This window comes from Marixanthomonas ophiurae, assembly GCF_003413745.1.
Classification (GTDB): domain Bacteria; phylum Bacteroidota; class Bacteroidia; order Flavobacteriales; family Flavobacteriaceae; genus Marixanthomonas; species Marixanthomonas ophiurae.
On record NZ_QVID01000001.1, the window covers coordinates 2,088,651 to 2,112,925 of the forward strand.

General features: G+C 36.8%; 14 protein-coding genes. 10 read left to right on the forward strand and 4 right to left on the reverse strand.

Translation table 11 applies throughout. The annotated features are described in order from the left end of the window. The first annotated feature begins 101 nt into the window (after positions 1-101). The 10 genes from DZ858_RS09660 (at position 102) to DZ858_RS09705 (ending at position 20,431) form a co-directional block, all read left to right on the forward strand. Positions 102-2,534 (forward strand): ABC transporter permease, encoded by a 2,433-nt coding sequence (locus DZ858_RS09660; protein ID WP_117159342.1) that lies wholly within the window; start codon positions 102-104, stop codon positions 2,532-2,534. 97 nt (positions 2,535-2,631) lie between these two features. Beyond that, the gene (locus DZ858_RS09665) at positions 2,632-4,992 is read left to right on the forward strand and encodes an ABC transporter permease (protein WP_117159343.1); all 2,361 of its coding nucleotides are present in this window, start codon (positions 2,632-2,634) and stop codon (positions 4,990-4,992) included. A 102-nt stretch (positions 4,993-5,094) separates the two neighbouring features. Beyond that, entirely contained in the window at positions 5,095-7,515 is a 2,421-nt protein-coding gene (locus DZ858_RS09670; RefSeq protein WP_117159344.1) for an FtsX-like permease family protein, read from the forward strand. Between the two features lie 111 nt (positions 7,516-7,626). Beyond that, positions 7,627-10,014 (forward strand): FtsX-like permease family protein, encoded by a 2,388-nt coding sequence (locus DZ858_RS09675; protein WP_117159345.1) that lies wholly within the window; start codon positions 7,627-7,629, stop codon positions 10,012-10,014. A gap of 113 nt (positions 10,015-10,127) precedes the next feature. Further along, the gene (locus tag DZ858_RS09680; protein WP_117159346.1) at positions 10,128-12,527 is read left to right on the forward strand and encodes an ABC transporter permease; all 2,400 of its coding nucleotides are present in this window, start codon (positions 10,128-10,130) and stop codon (positions 12,525-12,527) included. A gap of 27 nt (positions 12,528-12,554) precedes the next feature. Then, the gene (locus tag DZ858_RS09685; protein ID WP_117159347.1) at positions 12,555-14,972 is read left to right on the forward strand and encodes an ABC transporter permease; all 2,418 of its coding nucleotides are present in this window, start codon (positions 12,555-12,557) and stop codon (positions 14,970-14,972) included. Between the two features lie 88 nt (positions 14,973-15,060). Then, positions 15,061-15,801 (forward strand): head GIN domain-containing protein, encoded by a 741-nt coding sequence (locus DZ858_RS09690; RefSeq protein WP_168926321.1) that lies wholly within the window; start codon positions 15,061-15,063, stop codon positions 15,799-15,801. 47 nt (positions 15,802-15,848) lie between these two features. After that, complete coding sequence (locus DZ858_RS09695; protein ID WP_117159349.1) at positions 15,849-18,260, forward strand: ABC transporter permease; 2,412 nt, start codon at positions 15,849-15,851, stop codon at positions 18,258-18,260. Between the two features lie 60 nt (positions 18,261-18,320). Further along, positions 18,321-18,989 carry an ABC transporter ATP-binding protein gene (locus tag DZ858_RS09700; protein WP_117159350.1) on the forward strand — a complete coding sequence of 223 codons (669 nt, stop codon included), beginning with the start codon at positions 18,321-18,323 and terminating at the stop codon, positions 18,987-18,989. 26 nt (positions 18,990-19,015) lie between these two features. Then, a complete protein-coding gene (locus tag DZ858_RS09705) occupies positions 19,016-20,431 on the forward strand; it encodes a TolC family protein (RefSeq protein ID WP_117159351.1) in 1,416 nt (471 codons plus the stop codon). A gap of 220 nt (positions 20,432-20,651) precedes the next feature. Here DZ858_RS09705 and DZ858_RS09710 read toward each other — a convergent pair whose 3' ends face one another. The 4 genes from DZ858_RS09710 to DZ858_RS09725 form a co-directional block, all read right to left on the reverse strand. Beyond that, positions 20,652-21,104, reverse strand: a complete 453-nt coding sequence (locus DZ858_RS09710) for a S41 family peptidase (RefSeq protein ID WP_117159352.1) — start codon at positions 21,102-21,104, stop codon at positions 20,652-20,654. Positions 21,105-21,175: 71 nt separating this feature from the next. Continuing rightward, positions 21,176-22,495: a serine hydrolase domain-containing protein gene (locus DZ858_RS09715; RefSeq protein WP_117159353.1), complete on the reverse strand. Its 1,320-nt coding sequence runs from the start codon at positions 22,493-22,495 to the stop codon at positions 21,176-21,178. A 4-nt stretch (positions 22,496-22,499) separates the two neighbouring features. After that, positions 22,500-23,102 carry an HAAS signaling domain-containing protein gene (locus DZ858_RS09720; RefSeq protein WP_117159354.1) on the reverse strand — a complete coding sequence of 201 codons (603 nt, stop codon included), beginning with the start codon at positions 23,100-23,102 and terminating at the stop codon, positions 22,500-22,502. Beyond that, positions 23,099-23,434 (reverse strand): PadR family transcriptional regulator, encoded by a 336-nt coding sequence (locus DZ858_RS09725; protein ID WP_117159355.1) that lies wholly within the window; start codon positions 23,432-23,434, stop codon positions 23,099-23,101. Before DZ858_RS09725 ends, DZ858_RS09720 begins: the two co-directional genes overlap by 4 nt. Positions 23,435-24,275 lie beyond the last annotated feature (841 nt).

Here is a 24,275-nt window from a genome sequence, read left to right on the forward strand (position 1 = left end):
TAACTTCAGTACTAAGTATTTAGTATGCAGTAGAGAGTTTTTAGTACACAGTAAGACAGTCACAATAAAACAGTAAACAGATAATCTTTAACCTAATAAAAATGATCAAGAATTATTTTAAAATAGCATTTAGAAGTCTAAAAAAACAACCTTTTTTTACCTTGATCAATACACTAGGGCTTGCCATAGGAATGGCTGGTAGTTTATTGATTGCACTCTACATCTATGAGGAGTTAAACTATGACAACATGTTTGTGGACGCCGACCGTCTCTATCGAATCGATATGGACATCAAATTTGGTGGTGCAGAAATTAAAAGTGGCGAAACGGCACCACCAATGGCTGCAACCTTAGAAAAAGATTTTGCGGAGATTGAAAACACCGTTCGATTTAGAACTTTAGGCAGTAACCTATTTAGGAGCAGTGATAAAACCGATAATATCAAAGAGCTTTCTACTACGTATGTAGATTCTACCTTTTTTAACATGTTCGGGCTTGAACTCATTAACGGTAACAAAGAATCCGCATTGAAAGAACCCAACACGCTCGTTATGACCAGAACGGCTGCAGAAAATCATTTTGGTAGTGTCGATGTGGTAGGAAAGAGCCTTTTATTAAATAATGAAGACACATATATAGTAACTGGTGTAATGGAGGATCTTCCCAAAAACTCCTTCTTAAAGAATTACAGCATATTTATGGCAATGGCTGGAAATGTTGCCTCTCGAGAAGATATATGGGGTAACAACAACTACTACACGTTTGTCAAACTAGCACCAGAAACCCGTCTTGATAATTTTAAGTTACAATTAGAAGGCGTGGTTGAAAAATATGTACTGCCTTGGGCTAAAAAGACGTTCCCAGGTATGACCAAGGAATCTTTTGCAGCATCTGGAAATTATATAAGATACCACACTATTCCGTTGACCGATATTCATTTGTATTCTGAAAATCAAAATGAAATGGGCGAGAAAGGAACCATTCAAAACGTTTACATTCTATCATTCATAGGCTTCTTTCTCATTCTTCTAGCGTGCGTAAACTTTATGAATCTATCTACTGCGCATTCCCTAAAAAGAGCCAAGGAAGTAGGGATACGTAAGACACTGGGATCCAATAGATTTCAATTAATAGTGCAATTCCTAACAGAATCTGGATTTGTCGTCTTTGCTTCCATGATTCTAGCAATTATAATAGCTTTAATTGCATTGCCGTATTTCAATGATTTAGCTGGCAGGGATATTAGTATACCATTTACAGAGCCTTTGTTTTATGTTGCCATTTTACTCATCACTATATTGTTAGGACTCTTTTCTGGTAGTTATCCAGCCTTCGTTATATCCCGATTTATTCCAGTAGATACACTCAAGGGAAACGGAATGAAGAATAGTAGCAAGTGGAATATTAGAAGCATGCTCGTTGTATTTCAGTTTGGAGTCGCTGTTTTTTTAATTGTTGGAACCTTGGTGGTTTTTCAGCAATTGAAGTTTATACAAAACAAAGACCTGGGCTTTGACAAGGAGCAAGTTCTAGTAATAAATGACACGTATGCCGCTGGACAACATATTAATGCTTTTAAACAGGATGTTCTCAATTTGAGCGCCGTCAAAGACGCTACAGTGAGCAGCTTCATGCCTACTCCATCATCACGATCTAACAGTTCTTTTTTTAAGGAAGGTGCCATGGATCAGCAATATGCCATTCAAATGCAAACCTGGGAGGTGGATAACGATTATTTAAATACGTTAAATCTGGAATTGGTCGCCGGTCGCGATTTCAATAGTCAATCTGCCGCAGATTCTACTGCCGTTATTATTAATGAATCCACACTAGCAACGCTAGGTATAAGTTCAGAGGAAGCTCTTGGAATAAGAATTACCGAAGAAATTGGACTTGAAAATCCTGAATTTTATCATGTTATAGGTGTCATTAAAGATTTTCATTATGAATCCTTGCGAGAGAATATAGGTGCATTAGGGCTATTTATGAGCAGAACTACAGGGTCCATGGCCATCAAGTTGAAAACAGATGATTTTGCCAGTGTCATTGCAAACATTGAAAGTATTTGGATAAAAAGAGCCCCTGGCCAGCCTTTCAATTACCGCTTTATGGATGATGCATTTGAGGCTTCCTACAAAGAGGAGCGTCGTCTGGGCAGTATCTTTATTGTATTTACATGCTTATCAATTTTTATCGCCTGCTTAGGACTATTTGGTCTGGCAGCATTTAATGCCCAAAATAGAACAAAAGAAATAGGAGTCCGCAAGGTTTTGGGAGCTAGCGTGAGCCAGATTACTATTGGCTTGACGACGGACTTTCTAAAACTTGTAGGCATCTCTACTTTAATTGCGTTGCCGATTGGCTGGTATTGTATGAATATCTGGTTGGAGGATTTTTCATATCGCATACAGATAGGTTGGGGAATAATGGGGCTTTCAGCACTCTTAGTTACAACCATTGCTATAATTACAGTAAGCTACCAAAGTATTAAAGCCGCGATTGCCAACCCGGTAAAAAGTTTACGAACCGAATAAAAAAGTAGGCAGGAAAAAATTAAAGGTGGCAGAGTGATTCCGAAAACGAAGCATTTCGAAATTGTATTGAAGCCCATCAATCAAAAAACGAACAATCATGTTTAAAAATTATTTCAAAATAGCATTCAGAAACCTTTGGAAAAACAAAGGTTACAGCTTTCTTAACATCTTCGGTTTGGCCATTGGGATTACGTGTGCAAGTCTTATTCTTCTTTGGGTTGAGGATGAGGTGAATTTTGACCAATCTATTGCAGATAAAGAACTGGTCTATGCCGTACCGACCAATCAAAAGTACGAGGGAGAATGGAGAACGTTTTTTCAAGCTACGCCAGGACCTTTGGCCGAGGTTTTAAAAACAGAAATACCTGAAGTTACAAAGGCTGCGCGTAAGCGTGATAAAAGCTTTCTTCTCAGTGTTGGCGAGAAATCGATTAACAGCGAAGGAAGTTATGCAGATAAAGACATCTTTGCCATTTTCGGTCTTAAATTTATTTATGGAAACTCTAAAGATGCCTTTAAAAACAAAAAATCAATTGTTATAACACAAAAGACAGCTTCCATACTTTTTGGAAATAGCCAAGAAGCAATGGGAAAGAATATTCAATTTGATCAAAAAACAAATTATATTGTTACTGGAATTATAGAAAATTTCCCTAAGAATACTACCTATCCGTTTACATGGCTTATTCCATTCCAAAATTTTACCGATGGCAAAGAATGGACTAAAGGCTACGGTGCTAATTTTACGGACACTTTTGTAAAATTAGCACCAGGAGTCGCGGTTGAAAAAGTAAATAAAAAAGTAAAAGCAATACTTCCTGCCAAAACCGGTGATAAAGAAACGGAAGCAATCTTATTCTCGGCGAATGACTGGCATTTACGATCCAATTTTAAAAATGGTGAAATCAGTGGTGGCCGTATTGAATATGTACGTTTGTTCAGCTTTATCGCACTGATTATTTTAATCATCGCTTGCATTAACTTTATGAATCTTGCTACAGCCCGAAGTGAAAAACGCGCTAACGAAGTAGGAATGCGAAAAGCCTTAGGCTCAGGGAAAAAGCAGTTGATCTTTCAATTTATCACCGAGGCCGTTTTCACAGCTTTTCTTAGTGGTGTTGTAAGCATTTTTCTATTAATTATATTAATTCCACATTTTAATGAATTGATTGATAAAGATTTAAGCTTAGCACTTTCCAAACCTTCTCATTTTATCCCAATACTGCTTATAACTCTGGTCTGCGGATTTCTGTCCGGTTTGTATCCTGCGTTTTACCTTTCTTCATTTAAACCTATTGAAGTGCTCAAAGGGTCTATAAGACAAACAGGAGCTGCATCTATTACAAGGAAAAGTTTGGTGGTCATTCAATTTTCAGCTTCTATCATTTTTATCATAAGTACCATTATAGTGTATCAACAAGTGCAACACGTAAAAAATAGGGATTTAGGAATGACTAAAGAAAACCTTATTGAAGTACCTGCAGCAAATGGAAATATTATTGAAAATTTCAATTCTATTGAACAAGAGCTTAAATCTTCTGGACTGGTTGAAAGTGCTGGCCTAATGAATTCGCAAATTTTATCTGGAGGAAATAACACCTCAGGTGTACAATGGCAAGGCAAGCCTGATAATGAAGATGTCTTGATTTCTATTAGAACGGTAACCCACAATTTTTTCAAGACCACCGGAATGGAAATCAAAGAAGGAAAGGGTTTTGGCACTTCGCAAGCTGCAGATAGCAGTAATGTATTAATTTCTGAATCTTTTGCAAAACTATTAAATACGGATAATGTAGTGGGTAAAACGGTTAATTGGCAAGGACAGATGTTCACCATCAAGGGGATTGTCAAGGATTTTTTATACGGCGATATGTATGGAACGAGTGATCCTGTCATATTTTATAATCAAGCTGAAGGAGCAGATTACCTATATATAAAACCAACAACTGGAGCTAACATGAGTAATACACTCCAAGAAATAGAACAAGTACTAAAATCACAAAATCCAGGGTTTCCTTTTGAATACAGATTTGTAGATGAAGCTTTTAATGAACGTTTTAAAAGTGAACAATTGGTAGAAAACCTATCTCAAATTTTTGCACTTTTAGCCATAATCATTTCCTGCTTAGGCCTTTTCGGATTATCTGCATATACGGCAGAGCAAAGGAAAAAAGAAATAGGAGTCCGCAAAGTTTTAGGTTCTAGTGTTTCTGGAGTTGTAAAACTCTTGTCCAAAGACTTTTTAAAGTTGGTGCTTCTTGCCATTTTGGTCTCCGTTCCTATCGCTTGGTACGGCATGCACAAGTGGTTACAGGATTTTGCATATCGCATCGATATAGAGTGGTGGATATTTGCGATAGCAGGAATTATAGCAATGGGGATTGCATTGCTAACGGTAAGCTTTCAAGCGATTAAAGCCGCGATAGCAAATCCAGTGAAAAGCCTACGAACAGAGTAAAGAAAGTAGGCAGTTCGCAGTAAATAGTAAAAAACGTGTGGCTGATCATTGGTCACTGATCGAAGTCGAAGTGTATCGAAGTCAATCAAAAAACAAAGAATTATGTTTAAGAATTATTTTAAAATCGCGTGGCGGAATCTCCAAAAGAACAAACTACAGTCTAGTATTAACCTGTTGGGTTTAACCGTTGGAACGGTCTGCTGTTTGAGTATTCTTACCTATGTAATCGCACAATTTGGATATGACAAGCAGTTTGAGGATGCATCGTCGATTTATAGATTGAAAACCGTCATTGATGAAAATGACAATGGAAACCCTTCGGCCGGCACTTCCCCACCCATTGCTTTTGCAATGAAAGAAGACTTTCCTGAAGTGGCTGAAGTATGTCGATTGGTTTATTTTGGCGAAGGAAATGAAGGCCTTTTAAGAGTTACAAATAGCGACGAAGCATATTATGAACCTCGGGGTTATTTAGCAGATTCCACATTCTTTAAATTATTTGACTACCCTTTTATTGAAGGGAAAGCTGAAGGAGCTTTAAACAGACCAAACTCCATTGTTCTGTCAGAAACATTGTCAAAAAAACTATTCGGCAATAAAAAAGCACTAAACAAAACATTAACCCTTGGGAGCGGTGAAGAACAACAAACACTCACTATAAAAGGAGTATTTAAAGATGATTTTGGCAAAACACATTTAAACCCCAATTATATTTTGACCATGAACTCTGGCGGAACCGGAGAACGTGTGATGGAAATCGAAAACTTTGCCACACAAAATTTCGTATTAAGTTACATAAAATTGAAATCAGGCGCTAACCCAAGACACTTGGAGTCTAAACTTTCCGGGTTTTTACAGAAGCATGGCGCAAAGGATTTGGCCGCAGTAGGCTTCAGTAAATCGTTATATCTACAAAAGATTTCGGACATTCATTTATATTCAAAAGGAATTCGAAACCAAATCGGTACCATTTCAGATATCAACTACATCTATACGCTCCTTATTTTGGCATTGTTCATTCAACTGGTGGCGTGCATTAATTTCATAAACCTTAGTACGGCAAGGGCCAACAAACGGGCCAAGGAAATTGGGGTGCGAAAAGCAATTGGTGCCGATAAAGGAACTCTCGTCCGTCAATTTTTGGGAGAATCTGTACTGCTTTCCCTTTTTTCTTCGGTAATAAGCTTGCCTTTGACAGCGTTGGCATTACCGTTTGTAAATACATTAACCGAAGGCGGTATCAGTTATTCGGCTTTATTTGATTGGAAAATTTTAGCTGCACTTTTAACATTGGGAACCCTTACAGGAATTATTGCAGGTCTGTATCCGGCAATTATTCTTTCAGGGATTAAACCAGTTAAGGTTTTAAAAGGATCGATAAACTTGAATTTGGGTAGTGGAAATTTACGTAAAACATTGGTCGTATTTCAATTTGTGGTTTCCATTGGGTTGATTTCTTCCGTTATCATCATTACCCAACAGGTAAAGCATTCCCAAAAAATGGATATGGGGTATAATCAAGACAACCTCATTGCTGTACGATTAGGGACGCAACAAGCCTCAGAAAGTTTCCAAGCTATTCAATCAAAGTTCAAAACAGTTAATGGCGTGTCTGAAGTGTCAGGAAGCAATCACTATCCTTCAGAGTTTATTTTAGGCGACTTAGGGTTAACACTTCCAGGTGGAAATCCGGCCGATCAAACTTTAGTGCATTACGATGGGGTTAGCCCCAACTACCTTAAAACCGTTGGGACTTCTTTACTTACAGGACGTACGCTCCGTACTAATGATAGCATTCAGGTTCTGGTAAATAAAGCCACTATTGATGCCTTTAATATTCCGCTGGATAAAGCGGTTGGATCCAAACTGATACAAACCTACGAAGGGGAGGTTGATGAGTTTGAAATTGTAGGGGTTACCGATAATTATCATTTTGCTTCCCTAAAGGAAGAAGTAGCTCCCATGTTACTTTTTAATGAAATATGGCCAGGCTGGATTATTTTAAAAGCTGAAACACAAGAATACGAAGCTCTTTTAAGTAATCTTGAAGGGTCTTGGAAAACCATGAACCCTAATACCCCATTTGTTTACACATTCGTAGACAAGGAAGTCGAAAAATTATATGCTGAAGAAAAGCGTCTAGGTAAAATTTCGGTTGTCTTTACATCTTTGGCAATCTTGATAAGTTGTTTGGGGTTATTTGGCCTTATCTCGTTTGTAGCTGAACAAAAGAAAAAAGAAATAGGCATACGAAAAGTGCTTGGAGCTAGCGTACAAAATGTTGTCCGTCTGTTGACCAAAGATTTTTTAAAACTGGTAGGTATCGCTTTTGTAATAGCATCGCCCCTTGCTTATTACGTTATGCAAAAATGGTTGCAAGATTTCCCATACCGAATAACAATTGAATGGTGGGTTTTTATAATCGCAGGTGGTTTTGCAGTAACGCTAACACTTTTAACAGTAGGCTTCCAAGCTATTAAAGCAGCAATAGCGAACCCAGTAAAAAGTTTGAGAACAGAATGAAAAAAAGTATGCAGTGGGCAGTATTCAGTAAAAAAATAAGGTGACTGAGTGATTTCGAAAGAGAAGCATTTGGAAATTGTATCGAAGCCCCCGATTTAAAAACATAAAACAATGATCAGGAATTATTTTAAAATAGCGTGGAGAAGTTTACTAAGAAACAAACTTACAACCGGCCTCAGCCTATTTGGGCTCGTTTTAGGCGTGGCTTGCTTTCTTCTATTGGCCACCTACATTTTGAATGAACTACGCTACGACCATTTCCACGAAAAAGCAGACCGTATAGTTTTTGCAAACTTCAACTACCAATCCCCGTCTGACGTTACTGCGGAACACACTCAATTAACCCCTACCGCTTTGGTGCCTGTTGCCCAACGTGAATTTTCTGAGGTGGAAGAGGCCGTCAGGGTTTATAAATACAATAACCGAAAAGTAGTTGTTGAAAATCAAAAATTCGATGAGAAAAAGATGGCCATCGCAGATGCATCCCTCTTTAATATTTTCAGTTTTACATTTATCGAAGGTAATCCCGCGAATGCTTTAGAAGAGCCTGATAATTTGGTTCTTACAAGATCTACGGCAAAAAAATACTTTGGTGATGAAAAAGCGTTGGGACGGATTGTAACCATTAATGATAAAAGCAAGAAGGTAAGCGGTGTTATTGAGGATATTCCTTCTTACTCTACCCTTAAATTTGATTTAGTAGGATCTTACAATTCCAGTGAAAAGTCTAAAACCGAATCTTGGAGCTCTGCCAATGATTGGTCTTTTTTATTGCTCAAAGATGCTGAACAAACTGCTGGCGTACAGAAAAAACTGAACCAATATATAGAAACCCTTTTTCATGATGATTTTCCATCCGGTTACAAAATCTGGGTGGGGCTTGACCCGCTTAAACGTGTTCACTTACATTCGCAGGTTAGTTCAGGCAACGCTTTGACCTATCTCTATATCTTTAGCGGAATAGCAATATTGTTGCTACTTATTGCGTGTATTAATTTTGCTAACCTCATGACTGCCAGATCTTCGGAACGTATGAAGGAAATTGGCATACGCAAAACACTTGGTGCCGGTCGTTCTAACCTAATGGTTCAATTTTTAGCAGAGTCTGCAATTGTAACAGGTATTTCGCTTTCAATAGGTATTGTGTTTGCCTACTTGCTTTTACCAGCATTTAGCCAGTTTGTTGCGGCCGAGATTGATATCAACACTTGGAATTTAACTTATTTTATCAGTGCAATAAGCCTACTCTTTTTTGTTATTACAGTTATCGCCGGTGCTTGGCCTGCATTTGTCCTCTCTAAGTTCAGGCCCGTATCTGCACTTAAAGGCAACAAAATGCCTCTGGGAAGCACTAAGACAATGCGGAAGTCTCTGGTCGTGTTTCAATTTGCCGTATCTATTGCTTTTATTATGACAACTTTAGTAGCCAAAAAACAACTTTATTTTATTCAGCATACAGATACTGGTTTAGACCGATCTAGCATTGTAATGCTCGATGCCTCAACCATAAAACCAGATCAACTGGCTTCCTTTAAAACAGAGTTGCTACAAAATAGTGCAATAAGTGCAGTGACCGCTTCTTACGGTTCCCCCGTAGATATAAGGGGTGGATATTCTATAAACGTGGCAGGAGAAACGAGCGTACAAGATATGTCTATCACCGCCATTCCTGTTGAAAAGGACTTTATATCCGCCTTGGGAATCAAAATTTTAAGTGGCACCGATTTTACGGCTGCAGATGAGAAACAGGTTAAATTAGAGCCAGAAGAAGAGCGTCAGTATGCTTTTATGCTGAATGAAAAAGCAATAAAAAATATAGGACTTACAAATGAAACAGCCATAGGTAAAGCTGCAAATATCAATGGAAGACAAGGGGTGATAAAAGCGGTATTGGAGGATTTTAATTTCACCTCTCTGCACAAAGACATTGGTCCTGTAGCTGTTTTTACAGAATACGATTGGTTTGGGAATATCCTGATTAAAACTTCAGGTAAAAACACGGCTGTAGCCATCTCGCAGATTGAAAATACTTGGAAATCTATGTTTCCAGATAAAACCGTTGAACCTGAGTTTTTAGACGATGCCTATGCTGCTCTGTACAAATCTGAACAACGTACGACCACAATTTTGAATATTTTTTCGGCTATTACAATACTTGTATCGTGTTTAGGCCTTTTTGGGCTTGCGCTTTTTACCGCGACACAACGAAAAAAGGAAATCGGCATTCGTAAAGTTCTTGGTGCTTCAGTGATGCAGGTAATCACAATACTTTCACTCGATTTTTTAAAACTGGTGATAATAGCGGTATTCATTGCAGCTCCAGTTGCCTGGTATGCTATGAACATTTGGTTACAGGACTTTGCTTTTAAAATTAATATGCCCTACGGCTTATTCTTGCTTGCTGGAACAATAGGATTATTTATTGCTTTGATTACAGTCAGTTTCCAAGCCATTAAAGCCGCAATCGCAAACCCAGTAAAAAGTTTACACACGGAATGATTCAGTATGCAGTGGACAGTTTTCAGTACGCAGTAAAAAAAAATTAGTGGCTGAATGATTCTGAAAAGCGAAGCATTTCAGAATTGTATCGAAGCATAATAAAAATATAAAAAATGATTAGAAACTATTTTAAAATAGCATGGCGCAACATACGCGCCAATAAACTTTTCACAGCGCTTAACATAGCCGGCTTAGCTATTGGTTTATGTGTTTGTATTCTCCTATTCGCCTTTGTGAATACAGAACTTAATTTTGATAGGATGTATTCAAATTCAGAAGATATTTATAGAGTGAATATGGAAACCTCTGAAGAATACGATTTTGAAACTTGGGCTACTATGCCCAATGCAGTAGGGCCAGCTATTGCACAAGATATTCCACAAGTAAATAAAATGACGCGGCTTATTAAAGATGATTTTGGCGCAACCGCTTCTTTAAAAATAGACGAAAAGAATTTTAATGAGAATGGTTTATATTTAGCAGATTCTACGCTTTTTAAAATGTTTGATTTCCATTTTATTAAAGGTAATAGGCAACAGGCTTTTTCACAACCAAAATCTATCGTGCTTTCACAATCCACAAAAGAACGTTTGTTTGGTAACAAGGACGCTATGGGTAAAATTATTTCAGTAAATAACAGGGACAGCCTTCAGGTTTCAGGTATTTATAAGGATCTACCCAAAAACAGTGTGATAGACTGTAATTTAGTCTATAATATTATGGATTCGTGGATGGGCACTAATGTGTATTGGAGCAATGCCAGTTATGAAACCTACGTTCAGCTTAGACCAAATGCAGATGTTGCCGAAGTTCAAAACCAAGCCAGCAAATTAATCGATAAATATGTTGATAAAGAAGGGCAGTATTTTACCAAATTTCTTTTTCAGCCCTTAACAAAAATACACCTGTATTCTTCAGATATAAGAGAAGGATATTCGTCTCGCCTGGGAAGTATCAGCACTATAAAAAGCTTGTTGTTCCTTTCGATTTTGGTGTTATTGATTGCCTGTATCAACTACATGAACCTTTCGACTGCCAATTCTCAAAAACGATCCAAAGGAATTGAAATGAATAAAATCCTGGGGGCAAACCGAAGGCAAATGTTTTCCCTTTTTTATATGGAAACTGGTATTCTGGTTTTCATTTCCATACTTGTTGGGTACGGAATTTCTTTTTCGGCGCTTCCCTTATTTCGAAATATCACTGGAAATGAACTCACTTATACCGAATTACTATCTCCTGAAATCCTACTGAGTCTTCTTGTAATTTGGTCTTTAGTCACACTAATAGCAGGAAGCTATCCGGCGCTTTCCATGTCAAGTATTTCTCCTTTGTCTTTGGTAAACACATCAAAGAAAAAACAGTCTGTAACCGATTTTGTACGGAAGGGGCTTGTAGTATTTCAATTCGCTGCTTCCATTATTTTAATTATTGCCGTTACCATCATATTTCAGCAAATGGATTTTATTAAAAACAAAAAGCTAGGCTATAACCCCAATGGTGTTGTTGCTCTTTCTGTAAAATCTGCTGAAAGCTATCAACAAGTTCAGCAAGCTATCAACGATCTAAAACGACAAACGAATGTTGAAAGTGTTTCCGCGGTACAATCCATACCAGGTGACAATGAAAGTGGTCGATCTGTTCGAAAATTGAGTACCGATGCAACCGGAATGCCAATAAGCAGTTGCCGTACGGATGGCTCTGTTGTAGAAACTATGCAGCTTAACTTATTGGCAGGTAATTCGCTGCCTGAAAGCATTGTCAAGGGCGACTCTATCGTGTATACATTGATAAATGAAAAAATTTCTCAATATCTAGGCTTTAAAACACCCGAAGAAGCTATCGGAAAATATATTAATACCGAGTTAGGTGATAAATCTATTGTTACTGGGGTAGTGGAAAATTTCAATTATAATTCTTTGAAAGAAGATGTTGGCGGATATATGTATTACAAATCCAATAATGCTCCAGAATCTATACGCACGCTATTAGTTAGATATAAAACATCGAACCTTTCAGAGTTTATGGGACAACTACAAAAAAACTTTACCAATAATTTACCAAATACCGCTTTTGACTATCAATTTTTAGACACTCACGTTGCAAGTTTATATACTTCGGAAGAAAAAACAGCAGAAACAGCAACCGCTTTTTCTCTATTAGCCATTTTTATTGCTTGCCTAGGTTTATTCGGTTTAGCCGCATTTACAGCTGAAGCGCGCACTAAAGAAATTGGTATTCGTAAGGTTTTAGGAGCCAGTATTTCTGGGGTAACTGGCTTATTGACGAAGGATTTCTTAAAGTTGGTGTTAATTGCCTTTGTAATTGCAGCTCCAGTTGCCTATTGGTTAATGAACAAATGGTTACTTGATTTCGCCTATCGTACAGAAATTAATTGGTGGGTATTTGCGGTTGCAGGGATCCTTGCAGTTTGCATTGCTCTAATAACCGTAAGTTTCCAAGCCATAAAAGCAGCCATTGCAAACCCGGTAAAAAGTTTACGAACGGAATAATTTTCATCAATCAAAAAGTGAATAGTTATGTTTAGGAATTATTTTAAAATCGCCTTACGGAACCTTTGGAAAGATAGAACTTTCACGGTTCTAAATATTATTGGCTTAACAACAGCCTTTGGAATTGCTTTTTTATTAAGCACATATGCTTTATTTGAATTATCATACGATAAATTCCACGAAAATAAAGGCTCCATTTATCAAATATATACTACCTCTCAGACCCCAAAAGGGCCAGAATCTAGTGACGCTAATCCTATTCCTTTTGCAGCTGCCTTAAAAAGTGAAGTTCCCGGTGTAAAAAAAATAACGCGTTATGCAACTGGTGGACCACTTCTTACCTATAAAAATAAAACCCTAAGCATAGGTTCTTCTTGGGCAGATCCAGAATTTTTTGAAATTTTTTCCTTTCCTATTTTAGAGGGTAATAAAAAGAATCCAATAGAAAGATCAACAGTTGCTCTAACAGAAGAATCAGCAAAGAAAATATTTGGTAGCGAAAAGGCCATCGGCAAAACCATTAGTATAAAACGTGATGGTAAAGAAACGCCTGTAACGGTATCAGCAATTTTAAAAGACTTTCCTGAAGCAAGTTCTTTACGTTTTGGAGCGATTTTTAATTTTATGGATTTACCTGATTCATTCTACAAAAGCAAAAAGGATCGTTGGGACGCACATAATCATCCTGTTTATTTACAATTAGCAGAGGGTATTTCTCCCAAAAAATTTGAAAAATCTACGCAAGAATTTTCAACGCTTCATTTTACAGATGATATAACAAATGCTAAACGAGATGGTGCGAAACCAAATACTGAAGGCCAATACAGACAGATACACCTTTTGCCATTTGAGGATGTTAGTTTTGCAGATTTAAACGCCGCTGAGGTAAAAGTTAGTAAAACGCTACAATATGTGATATTGGGTATAGCGCTTCTCATCTTATTTATTGCAAGCATCAATTTTATAAATATGAGCATTGCTAAAGGCTCACAAAGACTTCGTGAAATCGGGATGCGCAAAACTTTAGGAGCCGGAAAAACGCAACTGTTCTTCCAATTTTGGGGAGAAAGCATCTTAATTTTTAGTATCGCGGTAATTTTGGGAGCATTATTGGCTTTTTCATTACAAAATACTTTTCAAACTTTATTTCGCACTAGTGCATCATTTGAGTTAGTAGCAACACCAACAATTATAATTGGTCTAATTATATCCTTATTACTTATAACACTTATTGCTGGTGGATATCCTGCTTTTTTAATGAGTAAACTAGGCACTCTCCATGCACTGAAAGGAAAACTGGAGACTTCGGGCAGAAACCGAGTGCGCAATGCACTTATTGTAGTGCAGTTTGGTATTGCCATTTTACTTATAAGTAGCACGTTAGTATTGCGAGAACAATTGAATTACATGAGAAATAAAGATCTCGGGTTTAATAAAGAACAAGTAATCGCATTTCCATTAAAAACTAAAAAGAACCGTAAGCAGTTGTTGCAATTGATGCGAGATGAACTTTCAAGGAAACCTAATATTTTGAGTGTTACAGCTTCAAACAATATTTTAGGTCTTGGAAAAGACGGTAGTACTTCTACAAGTGTTATGGGTTTTGAATATAAAGGCCGTGAAGTAAAAACAAACCTGCTTTTTGTGGATTATGATTATCCACAAACATTAGATATGTCACTGTTGCAGGGAAGATCCTTTAAAAGAGAATATGCAGCAGACAGTCTTTCGGTAGTCATAAATGAGGCGATGGTAAAAGAATTTGGAGAAAAGGACCCCTTAAACATTCGGTTTGTTATAAATGATTCTCTTCAGTTTTCTGTGATAGGGGTGGTCAAAGATTATAATTTTCAAAGTATGAATAAGTCTATTGAGCCAATGAGCTTTTTTATGAATTCAAAAAAACCAATGTATCACGCTTATGTTAAGGTTGCGCCAGATAATTTATCCCAATCGTTTAATACTGTAAAAGCAGCTTGGGATAAGGTTGAGCCAGATACAGAGTTTTTAGGCTCCTTTTTAGATGAAAATATAGAAAGGACCTTAGCAAAGGAGCGGACCATGACAACGATGATTTCTAGTGGTTCTATCTTGGCAATAATTTTAAGTTGCATAGGTCTCTTTGCTATTTCATTACTGGTTGTTTCGCAAAGGCAAAAAGAAATTGGCATACGGAAGGTAGTTGGTGCCAATGTATCGACCATTGCCCTTTTACTGACCAAAGATTTCTTAAAACTCGTAGGCATTGCTTTTATCATTGCCACACCAATTGCTTGGTACGCTACGTCACAATGGCTTCAAGATTATGTGTACCGCATTAACTTGACTATTTGGATTTTCTTAGCAGCAGGTGCCATAGCCTTGATAATTGCTATGTTGACCATAAGTTTCCGAACGATACAGGCTGCTTTAAAAAACCCGGTTGAGAGTTTGAAAACAGAGTAATTCCTCATCTGCCCTCGCCGGCATCTCATCCAAAGTGGAAAAAACTGTTGAAAATTGAATAAAAATACTAAAACCAAAAACAAAAATTATGACACGATTAATTCTATATGTAACAACGCTCACCTTATTATTTATTGAAACCGTTTTTGCTCAAGATGTAAAAACGGTGACTCATTTTCATAAAGTGATTATAAGCCCTCACATACAAGTTACCTTGGTTGAAGGGATCGAAGAAACTGTAAACATTGAAAGCAATAAGGTAAACGATGATAAACTCAATATTGAAGTGAATGGCAATACCCTTCGTATCTATCTGGAAGATGCTAAAGAGGTTACCAAGAGCGAAACCGTTTACGAGAATGGAGTAAAAATGAAGCGTCCCATATACAAGGGAACCATCGTAACCGCTATTATTACCTATAAAATGTTGAACGATATTTCAGTTCGGGGAGAAGAAACCCTTGTTTGCAAAAGTATTTTAAAAGGAGATGATTTTGATTTAAAAATTTATGGGGAATCCCAAGTATATCTAAACGATGTGAATCTAAAACAACTGCACACAACTATTTATGGAGAAAGTATACTAGAGATTAAATCCGGAACCATTCAAAGTCAAAAATATACCGCTTACGGTGAAAGTAAAGTAAATGCCATGGCTATAGCAAACGAAGAAACCAAAATCACAGCATACGGCGAAGCGGAATTTAAAATTAATGCTTCGGAAAAAATTAAGATCACATCCTATGGCGAAGCCTCCCTTGAATATAAGGGAGATGCCAAAATAAATAAGGGCTTGAATATAGGTGGTGTAAAAATTAGTAAAATGTAATAATCTTAGGTTTTGTAAGAAATGGACTTTTTCTTAAAGTAAAAATCATGTTTAAAAATTATTTTAAAATCGCGTGGCGGAATAGTATAAAAAGCAAGAGCACTTTCTTGATCAATGTGTTTGGACTGGCCATAGGTATTACTACTTGCCTACTGATAGCCTTGTTCGTATTTCACGAATTGAGTTATGATACATTCAACAAAAAAGCAGACCGCATTGTTCGTGTGGTGTTAAATGCTAAAGTGAACGGAGAACAAATAAAAGAAGCACTAGTGATGGCGCCGGTAGCCAAGGCATTAAAAAACGAACTGCCCGAGGTGAATGACGCTACGCGACTTTCAACGTTATTAAACCCCCATATAATCTATAAAAATACTGCGTATCGGGACAGTAAAATTGCCTATGTAGATCCTAATTTCTTTGATGTTTTTACGCTTTCCATTGTTGAAGGAAATGCTAAAACACCTTTAGATCAACCCAATAGTGTAATACTAACTACTAAAGAAGTAAAAAAGTACTTCGGAAATGAAAACGCAATAGGAAAGGTTCTGCGAGTGGAAAATTACGACCGCGAATTTACAGTCACAGCGATTATGGAAGGAGTACCAAAAAACTCACATTTTCATTTTGATATGTTTGTCTCTACAGTGGGTTATGCACCTGCTGAAAACACATCTTGGATGGAATCTGAATTCTTTACCTATTTGTTATTACAAAAGGGAACGAACATCGAGGCTTTGGAAGCTAAAACTCCACCTATGGTTGAAAAATATATGGGGCCACAAATGCAAGAACGTATGGGAATGACATTCTCAGAATTTTCAAAAAACAATACAATAGGGCTGTTACTTCAACCTTTGACTGACATTCATTTAAAATCTGATTTTTCAGGAGCATCGCAATTGGAACAAGGTGGAGATATTACATACATCTATATTTTTAGTGCCATCGCGCTATTTATGTTATTGATTGCTTGTATAAACTTCATGAACCTCTCCACAGCCTCCGCTTCAAAAAGAGCCAAAGAAATTGGCATCCGAAAAGTATTGGGATCCAACAAGAAACAACTGCGACACCAGTTTTTAATGGAGTCTTTTATAACGACCCTATTGGCAACCATTTTGGCAATTGCAACTTTTGTCCTCGTTTTGCCTTCGTTTAATACGCTTTCTGGCATCGAACTAGACATAAACCACCTGTTTACGCCTGCTGTTGGTATATCTCTTTTTGCAACCGTTATTGTTATCAGCTTTTTAGCAGGTGGATATCCGGCATTTTTTCTTTCATCTTTTAAACCCATTGCCGCGCTTAAAAGTAAATTTTCAGGCGCAGGGAATAGCAAAGGGGTTAGAAGCGGATTGGTCGTTTTTCAGTTTGTTATTTCGGCGGGGCTTATTTTGGCAACTTTGGTGGTATATCAACAGATGGAGTTTATTCAGAATAAAAAGCTCGGTTACGATAAGGATCAATTACTCGTTTTAAGGGAGTCTTATTTATTAGGTCAAAACGAAGCAGCATTTAAAAACGAGTTATTGAACGATCCACGAGTAGCACAAGTTTCACAATCTGCTTTCGTTCCTGCAGGAGATACAGATACTAATATGTCGCCAATATTTGTGAAAGATAAATTGATAAGAAGAATGTCTGTCTATAATGTGGACGACCAATATATTCCTACCATGAAAATGGAATTAGTCTCGGGGCGTAACTTTTCAAGAGAGTTTGGAGTAGATTCAACCAAAGTTATTATTAATCAACAAGCGGCCAAAATACTCGGTTTTGGAGATGAAGTTCTGGGAAAAGAAATAAGAAAAGGAAGTGATAACGGCGGTGAAATTCTAACAATTGTAGGAGTGGTTAAAGATTTTAACTTTAGATCCCTTCATCAAAAGATTGAACCTTTAATCATGTTGAACAAACCATACGGAGGTCTTATTGTTCGCACTAAAACAGGAGATATGTCCGCTTTAATTGAAAAAGCAAATTCGCTTTGGTTAGGGTTTAATTCCACAGAAACATTTAACTACACTATACTGGACGATTCGTATAATCAAACTTATTTAAAGGAGCACAAAATGGGAACCATCCTGATGCTTTTTGCAATCCTCACCATTTTTGTTGCTTGCCTTGGGCTATTTGGACTAGTAACTTACACAGCAGAACAGCGATTTAAAGAAATTGGAATACGGAAGGTTTTGGGTTCGAGTGTCGTTCAAATAGTAGGCTTGTTGACAAAAGACTTTCTAAAACTCATTATGATTTCATTTTTAATTGCATTTCCATTAGGGATTTACCTTATGAATAAATGGCTTCAAGATTTTGCCTATCGCATTGAAATTAAATGGTGGATAGTTGGCTTGGCTGCACTAATTACTACTGCTGTTGCTTTTATCACTATTGGTATTAAAAGTGTAAAAGCCGCCAGTGCAAACCCAGTAAAAAGCCTTAGAACGGAATAACAAAATTAAACCTCAAAGCTATATTCTTCGGAATAAAAATTATAAAAAAAATAAAACAATATGTTACTACAACTTAATCACATTTACAAATGGGTCAACCAAGGCGGAAGACGCGTTTTTTTACTTAATGACATCAGCCTAAGCGTTGAAGAAGGTGACTTTATCACCATTATGGGGCCTTCCGGTTCCGGTAAATCAACCTTGCTCAATGTTATCGGGATGCTCGATGGCTTTCAGGAAGGGGAATATGCTTTTCTGGATGAACCGGTGCACAGCTTGAAAGAAAAACACCGCTCTAAACTGTATAAAGAATACATTGGCTTTGTGTTTCAGGCCTATCACTTGATCGAGGAGCTTACGGTTTATGAAAACATAGAAACGCCGTTATTGTACAAAAACGTAAAATCGGCAGAACGGAAAGCCTTGGTGGCCGATATGCTGGACCGGTTTAATATGGTGGGCAAAAAAGATTTGTTTCCTAGTCAATTAAGTGGCGGGCAACAGCAATTGGTCGGTGTCGCCCGTGCCTTGATCGCCAAACCAAAGCTCATCTTAGCCGACGAGCCAACGGGAAACCTTAACTCTAAACAGAGCGAAGAGATTATGCAACTGTTTAAAGAGCTCAACGAGGAAGGGGTGACCATAATCCAAGCAACCCATTCTGAAACTAATGCAGCGTACGGTTCGCGCATTGTGCATCTTTTAGATGGAAGACGAGACCGCAAGTAGAAAACCATTCATCAATCACCTATATTATGATTTTTAAATTTTCCATAGCACTATATTTTGCAACCACCTTATTTCTTTTTGCACAAACGGAAGAAAGAACGCCACACACGCTGAAGGAATGCATCAATTTGGCGATAGAAAACAACCTTGACCTTAAAACGACCCGGCTGTCTAAAGAGACCCGGGATGTGAATTTTAAACAAAGTAAAAATGCGTTACTGCCCAACATTAACGGGTCCTATAATTTGGGGATTACAAATGGGCGGAGTATCGATCCCTTTACCAATGGTATTGTAAACCAAGAACTCACTTTTTCAAACGCTGGTCTGGGGCTGGATGCAGTGGTTTTTAATGGTTTTCGGCTTTTAAACAGTTGGAAACAGGCAAAATTGAACCTCGAATCTGCCGAAATGGAAGTAGAAGCTGCCAAACAATCGGTGATCCTAAATGTAACGTTGACGTATTTACAAGTGTTAAACGCACAAGATTTGGTTAAGCTTGCTGAATCCCGTTTAAAAACGACCCAAGGGCAATTGGACAGGTTAAAAAGCCTATATGAAGAAGAAACAGGAAACCCAGCAGAATATCGTGATCTCCAAGGCCAATTGGCGGAAGATGCTTCCAACATTGCCGAAAGTAAAAACACACTTGAAACCGAACTAATCAACCTGAATACACTTGTTAATACAGAGGAGGCTATTACAGTCGCCCCCTTAAATGTACAATTGAATTTTGAAGGATATAATTATACGGCACAAGAGATTTACGAAAAAGCACTGCAGGTATTTCCCACGGTTAAAGCGAGCGATTTAAGCTTGGAAGCTGCCAAAAAAGGGATAGCCGTAGCACGGTCCCAATACATACCAGAAGTAAGCCTGTTTGCCAACTTGAACACGAATTACTCCAGTGCTGCACGGCTTTTTAACGAAACGGGAAGGAGTATTGTGGAAACTGGTGACTTTGTAACCATAAACAATCAAGATTATTCGGTCTTTACGGAGGAGTCTAATTTTACTAGCGATAAAATCCCGTATCGCGATCAGTTTGACAATAATTTGAATTCTTCAATAGGAATTTCAGTAAACGTTCCCATTTTTAATGGGTTTAGGGCTAAAAACAATATGGCCCTCGAAAAAATTAAAAAAGAAGAAGCCCAAACAGCTTTGACCCAGACCAAACTGGATCTTCAGCAGTCCATAAAACAGTCGTATAGTGCGATGCAGACAGCTTTTCAACGATACAATTTGTTACAGGATCAAGTAAAAGCATACAAAGAGTCTTTCCGAATTAATGAAATTCGGTTTAACAATGGCGTTTCAAATAGCGTGGACTATATAATCAGTAAAAATAACTTGGACAACGCTCAAACCAATCTGGCAAATGTAAAATATGAATATGCGCTTCGTGTAAAAGTTTTAGAGTATTATCGAGGAAATATTTAAAAATTTATGCGCTTTATTATAAAATTTTTGGACATAGTTACAAAGCTTCCGATTTTTAAAAGGCTTGGCCCGTTTATTTCCTGGAAAAGTCAGAAACCGGGCGAACTTAGTATAGACATCTCAATTTACACCTATAAAGATCAGCGTCTATTGATTATATTAATTAATTCACTCAACTGATTGTCAATATCTTTTAAAACTTGTGTTTCATCTGCTGAAATTACAATTTCTGAATCGTTCCATTTCCATCCAAGGTTTTTCCATTTCTTTGAAATGACAACATTGTGGATACTTTATCCCTAATATTTGAATTTTTCAAATGGAATTTTCTTGAATTACCACTTGAACCATCCGTTGTTTTTCCCACTATTTTTACATTTGGCAACCCTTTAAATGCGCTCGTAAAGACAGTTGCTGCGCTAAAGCTATTTTCATTAACCAAAATATAAATTGGTTGCGTATATAAATTCTTTCCATTATGTAAAACCATATAAAGCGGGGCACTAAATTTTGAAGTATCAAATCTTTTTTGAAGCTCGAAATTGCTATTGAACTGATTTATTGCGTTTTTGTCGTTGTCTGTCAATTTCTCAGAATTATAGCTATATAGATCACCGTCCCTGGTTTTTGCTTTCCATTTTGTTTGTCCTTCCCAGAGAGGTGGGAAGGACACTCCATTTTAATAAGAAATCGTGAACTGAGCTTTGCTACATCTATCTTTATGTACTTACTTATTGTACACTTTTAATTATTTTTTGTAAATAAAAATTCGCTTCCGTTTTGCTTTATAAGCATTGTTTTGTTTTCGGGTTCAAATTCTAATCTCACCCCAGCTTGCGTAAACGTAAAAACATTCTCATCAATTACCTCTAGCGGAAATTTCGGTTGACCCGTTACTTGTGCTATTAAAGTATTGCCCTCTTTTGTAATTGTAAATTTTGGTGGTATTTCTTTACTTGAATACGTTCCTAAATATTTGTCCAAATCTTCGGAGGTGATTTTTATTTTATGAAATTCTGGCAATTCATATGACTTGTTATGAAAGGTATTTGAAATAGAAAGTAATATTTTTTTTTGGGAATAATTTAAACCATTGGAGGTCATAGAGATGGCTAGCTTATCTTTGGGGAAGTATATTGTGAAAGAACGAAATCCATCAATACCACCAGTGTGCCCGAAATTTAGTTCGTCCAAATATGAAAATTTGAACATACCAAAGCCATAGTCATTCTCTATAGTTTTCATTGTCTCAAGGCTCTTTTCAGAAACAATGTTACCTAAAAAAAGTTCTTCGATAAAGAGATTCAAATCAGTTGGATTGGAAACTATTGCACCAGCACCTTGAGGGATAGATAAATTTGTTTCAGGTTCTAACTTCCATGTACCCAAGTAAGAATAAGAATTACTTTCACCATTCTCTACATTGATTTTATCCCCATAGTAAGTATTTTTTAATCCTAAAGGTGCACTAATTTTTTTGTTCAGTAACTCACTAAATTGGATCCCATAAATATCTTCTAGGATGAATGTCAATAATACATAATTCGAGTTACTGTAATTACTTTTTTCGTTGGGCTCAAATACACTCTTACCATTAGAAATTTTTGAAAGCATGTCTTCTCTGGATTGATTTTGTGTGTTCCATTCCAAATAATCTTTTTCACTGGTAAAATCATGTACACCGCTACTATGATTCAATAGGTTTTTGATAGTAATTTTACCTGAATTTTTAATGTTTGGAAAATAGGTTTCAATAGTTTGATTTAATTTCAGTTTTTGTTCTTCAACTGCTTTTAAAACTAGTGTGGCAGTAAACATTTTTGAAATTGATCCTATTCTATATTTAGTGAATTTATCAGCCTTGATATTTTGATCAATACTTGCAGAACCTATCGATTTTTGATAAATAGATTTTTGATCTTTGGAGACTGCTACACTCCCCATAAACTTATCGTTTTGCCCCAATAGTGATAGTAGGCTGTCTAATTTTTGGGTGTTGAAAGATTGTGAGAAACCAATGGTTGTCCAAAGGATTAAGATTATACTTATTATTGTATTTTTCATAGTATTATTTATTATTGATTTTACGTTTTAATCTTACTAATAGAGTTATAAGTAGGTAAAAGACAATTATGGATAAAAGCATGACAGGAATAAACCAATGACCCAATACTTCATGGGTTTGTGTGCCTTCAATATAGCCTGGGTTAATTCTTCCCAAGGCTTGAAAATGGTTTCCATCAAAGAACAATCCTGTTTCTACCGGATTCGTGAGTTTAGAATAAATAAGGAAGACAAATCCAAAAAGCATCAAATACAGCACGAAAAAGATAATATAGGACATACCGTTAGTGATATTTAGTGCCAAGGCTTTAACCATATGCAACGGGTTAAAGGTACGGATGGCTTGTTCCATTTTTTTATCCGCAACCAGTGGTTTTAACACCTCTTCGGGACTACCGAGCTTCTCTAGTACATCCAATAAGCGATCTATTTCGTTTGTATTAACATTTTGCTGAAGACCTTCATAAATATGGCTGTTGAATTCCATCAACACTTCTTTCTGGTCCTCTTTTGGCAGCCCTTTTGTAACGCGATTGATGCGTTTTAGGTAATCTTGGTAGATTCTTTGGGACGGCTTTTCATTAAATCTTATTTTCTCTATGTTCATTTTGTGATTTTTTTTATGGAAGAAGTAAGGGTATCCCAATAGGTTTGCATTTCAGAAAGAGTTTGTTTTCCTGTTTTGGTAAGACTATAATATTTTCTTGGAATGCCACTTTCTTGCTCTACCCATTTTGATATGACAAGTCCCTCTTTTGCCAAACGGTTAATTAGTGGATAAAAAGTTCCTTCAGCGATTTCGATAGTGGTTTTTTCCTTTATCTCTTCGATAAATTCATAACCATAGAGCTCTTTATTTTTTAGGACATTCAAGGCAATAAAAGTTAAGGTTCCTTTTTTTACCTGCGATTCCCATTTTTTTATAAATGATTTATTCATAAAACAAATGTATAACAAAATACATAGTAATACATAGTACATAGCTATATTTTTTAAAACTTAGTAATTTTTTTTAATTAGTTCATTGTAAGTCAATGAATTAATTTTAATAACTAAAAAGCTTGGGTACCACTTTAAAAGCTTTCGGTTTTCATTCTCATAAATATTTTCAAATTAAATCATTATTACATCTTGCCTTAAGAGGATGATTCGTTTTCATAAACCGATCAGCACATTACCACTCCTTTTCGCTAAAAAGCTACATGTCGGGTAAAGAGCTTCCCTACAAAAGTCTTGGACATCATCCCCAATTTCTACTTTCCATTCCGCTAACCCGATCCGCTATGCTGGAAAGCCTGTCCTGAGCGCAGTCGAAGGACTTCATTTCCAATCCGAAATCGTGAACGGAGTCCACTAAATCGGAATTCCATTTAATCATTTGGTGCCACTTCCAATTTTATTGTACTTCACAAAAGTCTTTAGAAATCCTTCCGCACCCTCGCTTCCCTAACCTTTTTTTGCCAGCAAAACATCAACATTTTGAACTTGAACAGACTGCATAAACCGTTGCGCTGCGCTTCACTTTTTATAAGTCCTTATCAATTCAAAATCTTGAAACTGTATCAGCAACAAAAAAAGGTAACAGCGAGAGCGCTATGGGAAGTAAATCTAAAATGAAACTTATGAAATCTTATAAAAACATACAAAAGGAAGCGGCACCAAAAAAAACAAAAAAGGAAAACGCTCAAGATATAATAAGTAAATCACTTCAAAAAAATATAACAATAAACTGTCTGAATGGTTCGGATAGCATTTTAATTAATATTTAAATCTTTTATTA

What these genes read in the sequence shown, in the direction of transcription:
- DZ858_RS09660 (WP_117159342.1), top strand. Translation starts at nt 102, where the DNA reads ATGATCAAGAATTATTTTAAAATAGCATTTAGAAGTCTAAAAAAACAA.
- DZ858_RS09695 (WP_117159349.1), top strand. Translation starts at nt 15,849, where the DNA reads ATGTTTAAAAATTATTTTAAAATCGCGTGGCGGAATAGTATAAAAAGC.
- DZ858_RS09670 (WP_117159344.1), top strand. Translation starts at nt 5,095, where the DNA reads ATGTTTAAGAATTATTTTAAAATCGCGTGGCGGAATCTCCAAAAGAAC.
- DZ858_RS09705 (WP_117159351.1), top strand. Translation starts at nt 19,016, where the DNA reads ATGATTTTTAAATTTTCCATAGCACTATATTTTGCAACCACCTTATTT.
- DZ858_RS09700 (WP_117159350.1), top strand. Translation starts at nt 18,321, where the DNA reads ATGTTACTACAACTTAATCACATTTACAAATGGGTCAACCAAGGCGGA.
- DZ858_RS09725 (WP_117159355.1), bottom strand. Translation starts at nt 23,434, where the DNA reads ATGAATAAATCATTTATAAAAAAATGGGAATCGCAGGTAAAAAAAGGA.
- DZ858_RS09665 (WP_117159343.1), top strand. Translation starts at nt 2,632, where the DNA reads ATGTTTAAAAATTATTTCAAAATAGCATTCAGAAACCTTTGGAAAAAC.
- DZ858_RS09715 (WP_117159353.1), bottom strand. Translation starts at nt 22,495, where the DNA reads ATGAAAAATACAATAATAAGTATAATCTTAATCCTTTGGACAACCATT.
- DZ858_RS09675 (WP_117159345.1), top strand. Translation starts at nt 7,627, where the DNA reads ATGATCAGGAATTATTTTAAAATAGCGTGGAGAAGTTTACTAAGAAAC.
- DZ858_RS09690 (WP_168926321.1), top strand. Translation starts at nt 15,061, where the DNA reads ATGACACGATTAATTCTATATGTAACAACGCTCACCTTATTATTTATT.
- DZ858_RS09685 (WP_117159347.1), top strand. Translation starts at nt 12,555, where the DNA reads ATGTTTAGGAATTATTTTAAAATCGCCTTACGGAACCTTTGGAAAGAT.
- DZ858_RS09680 (WP_117159346.1), top strand. Translation starts at nt 10,128, where the DNA reads ATGATTAGAAACTATTTTAAAATAGCATGGCGCAACATACGCGCCAAT.
- DZ858_RS09720 (WP_117159354.1), bottom strand. Translation starts at nt 23,102, where the DNA reads ATGAACATAGAGAAAATAAGATTTAATGAAAAGCCGTCCCAAAGAATC.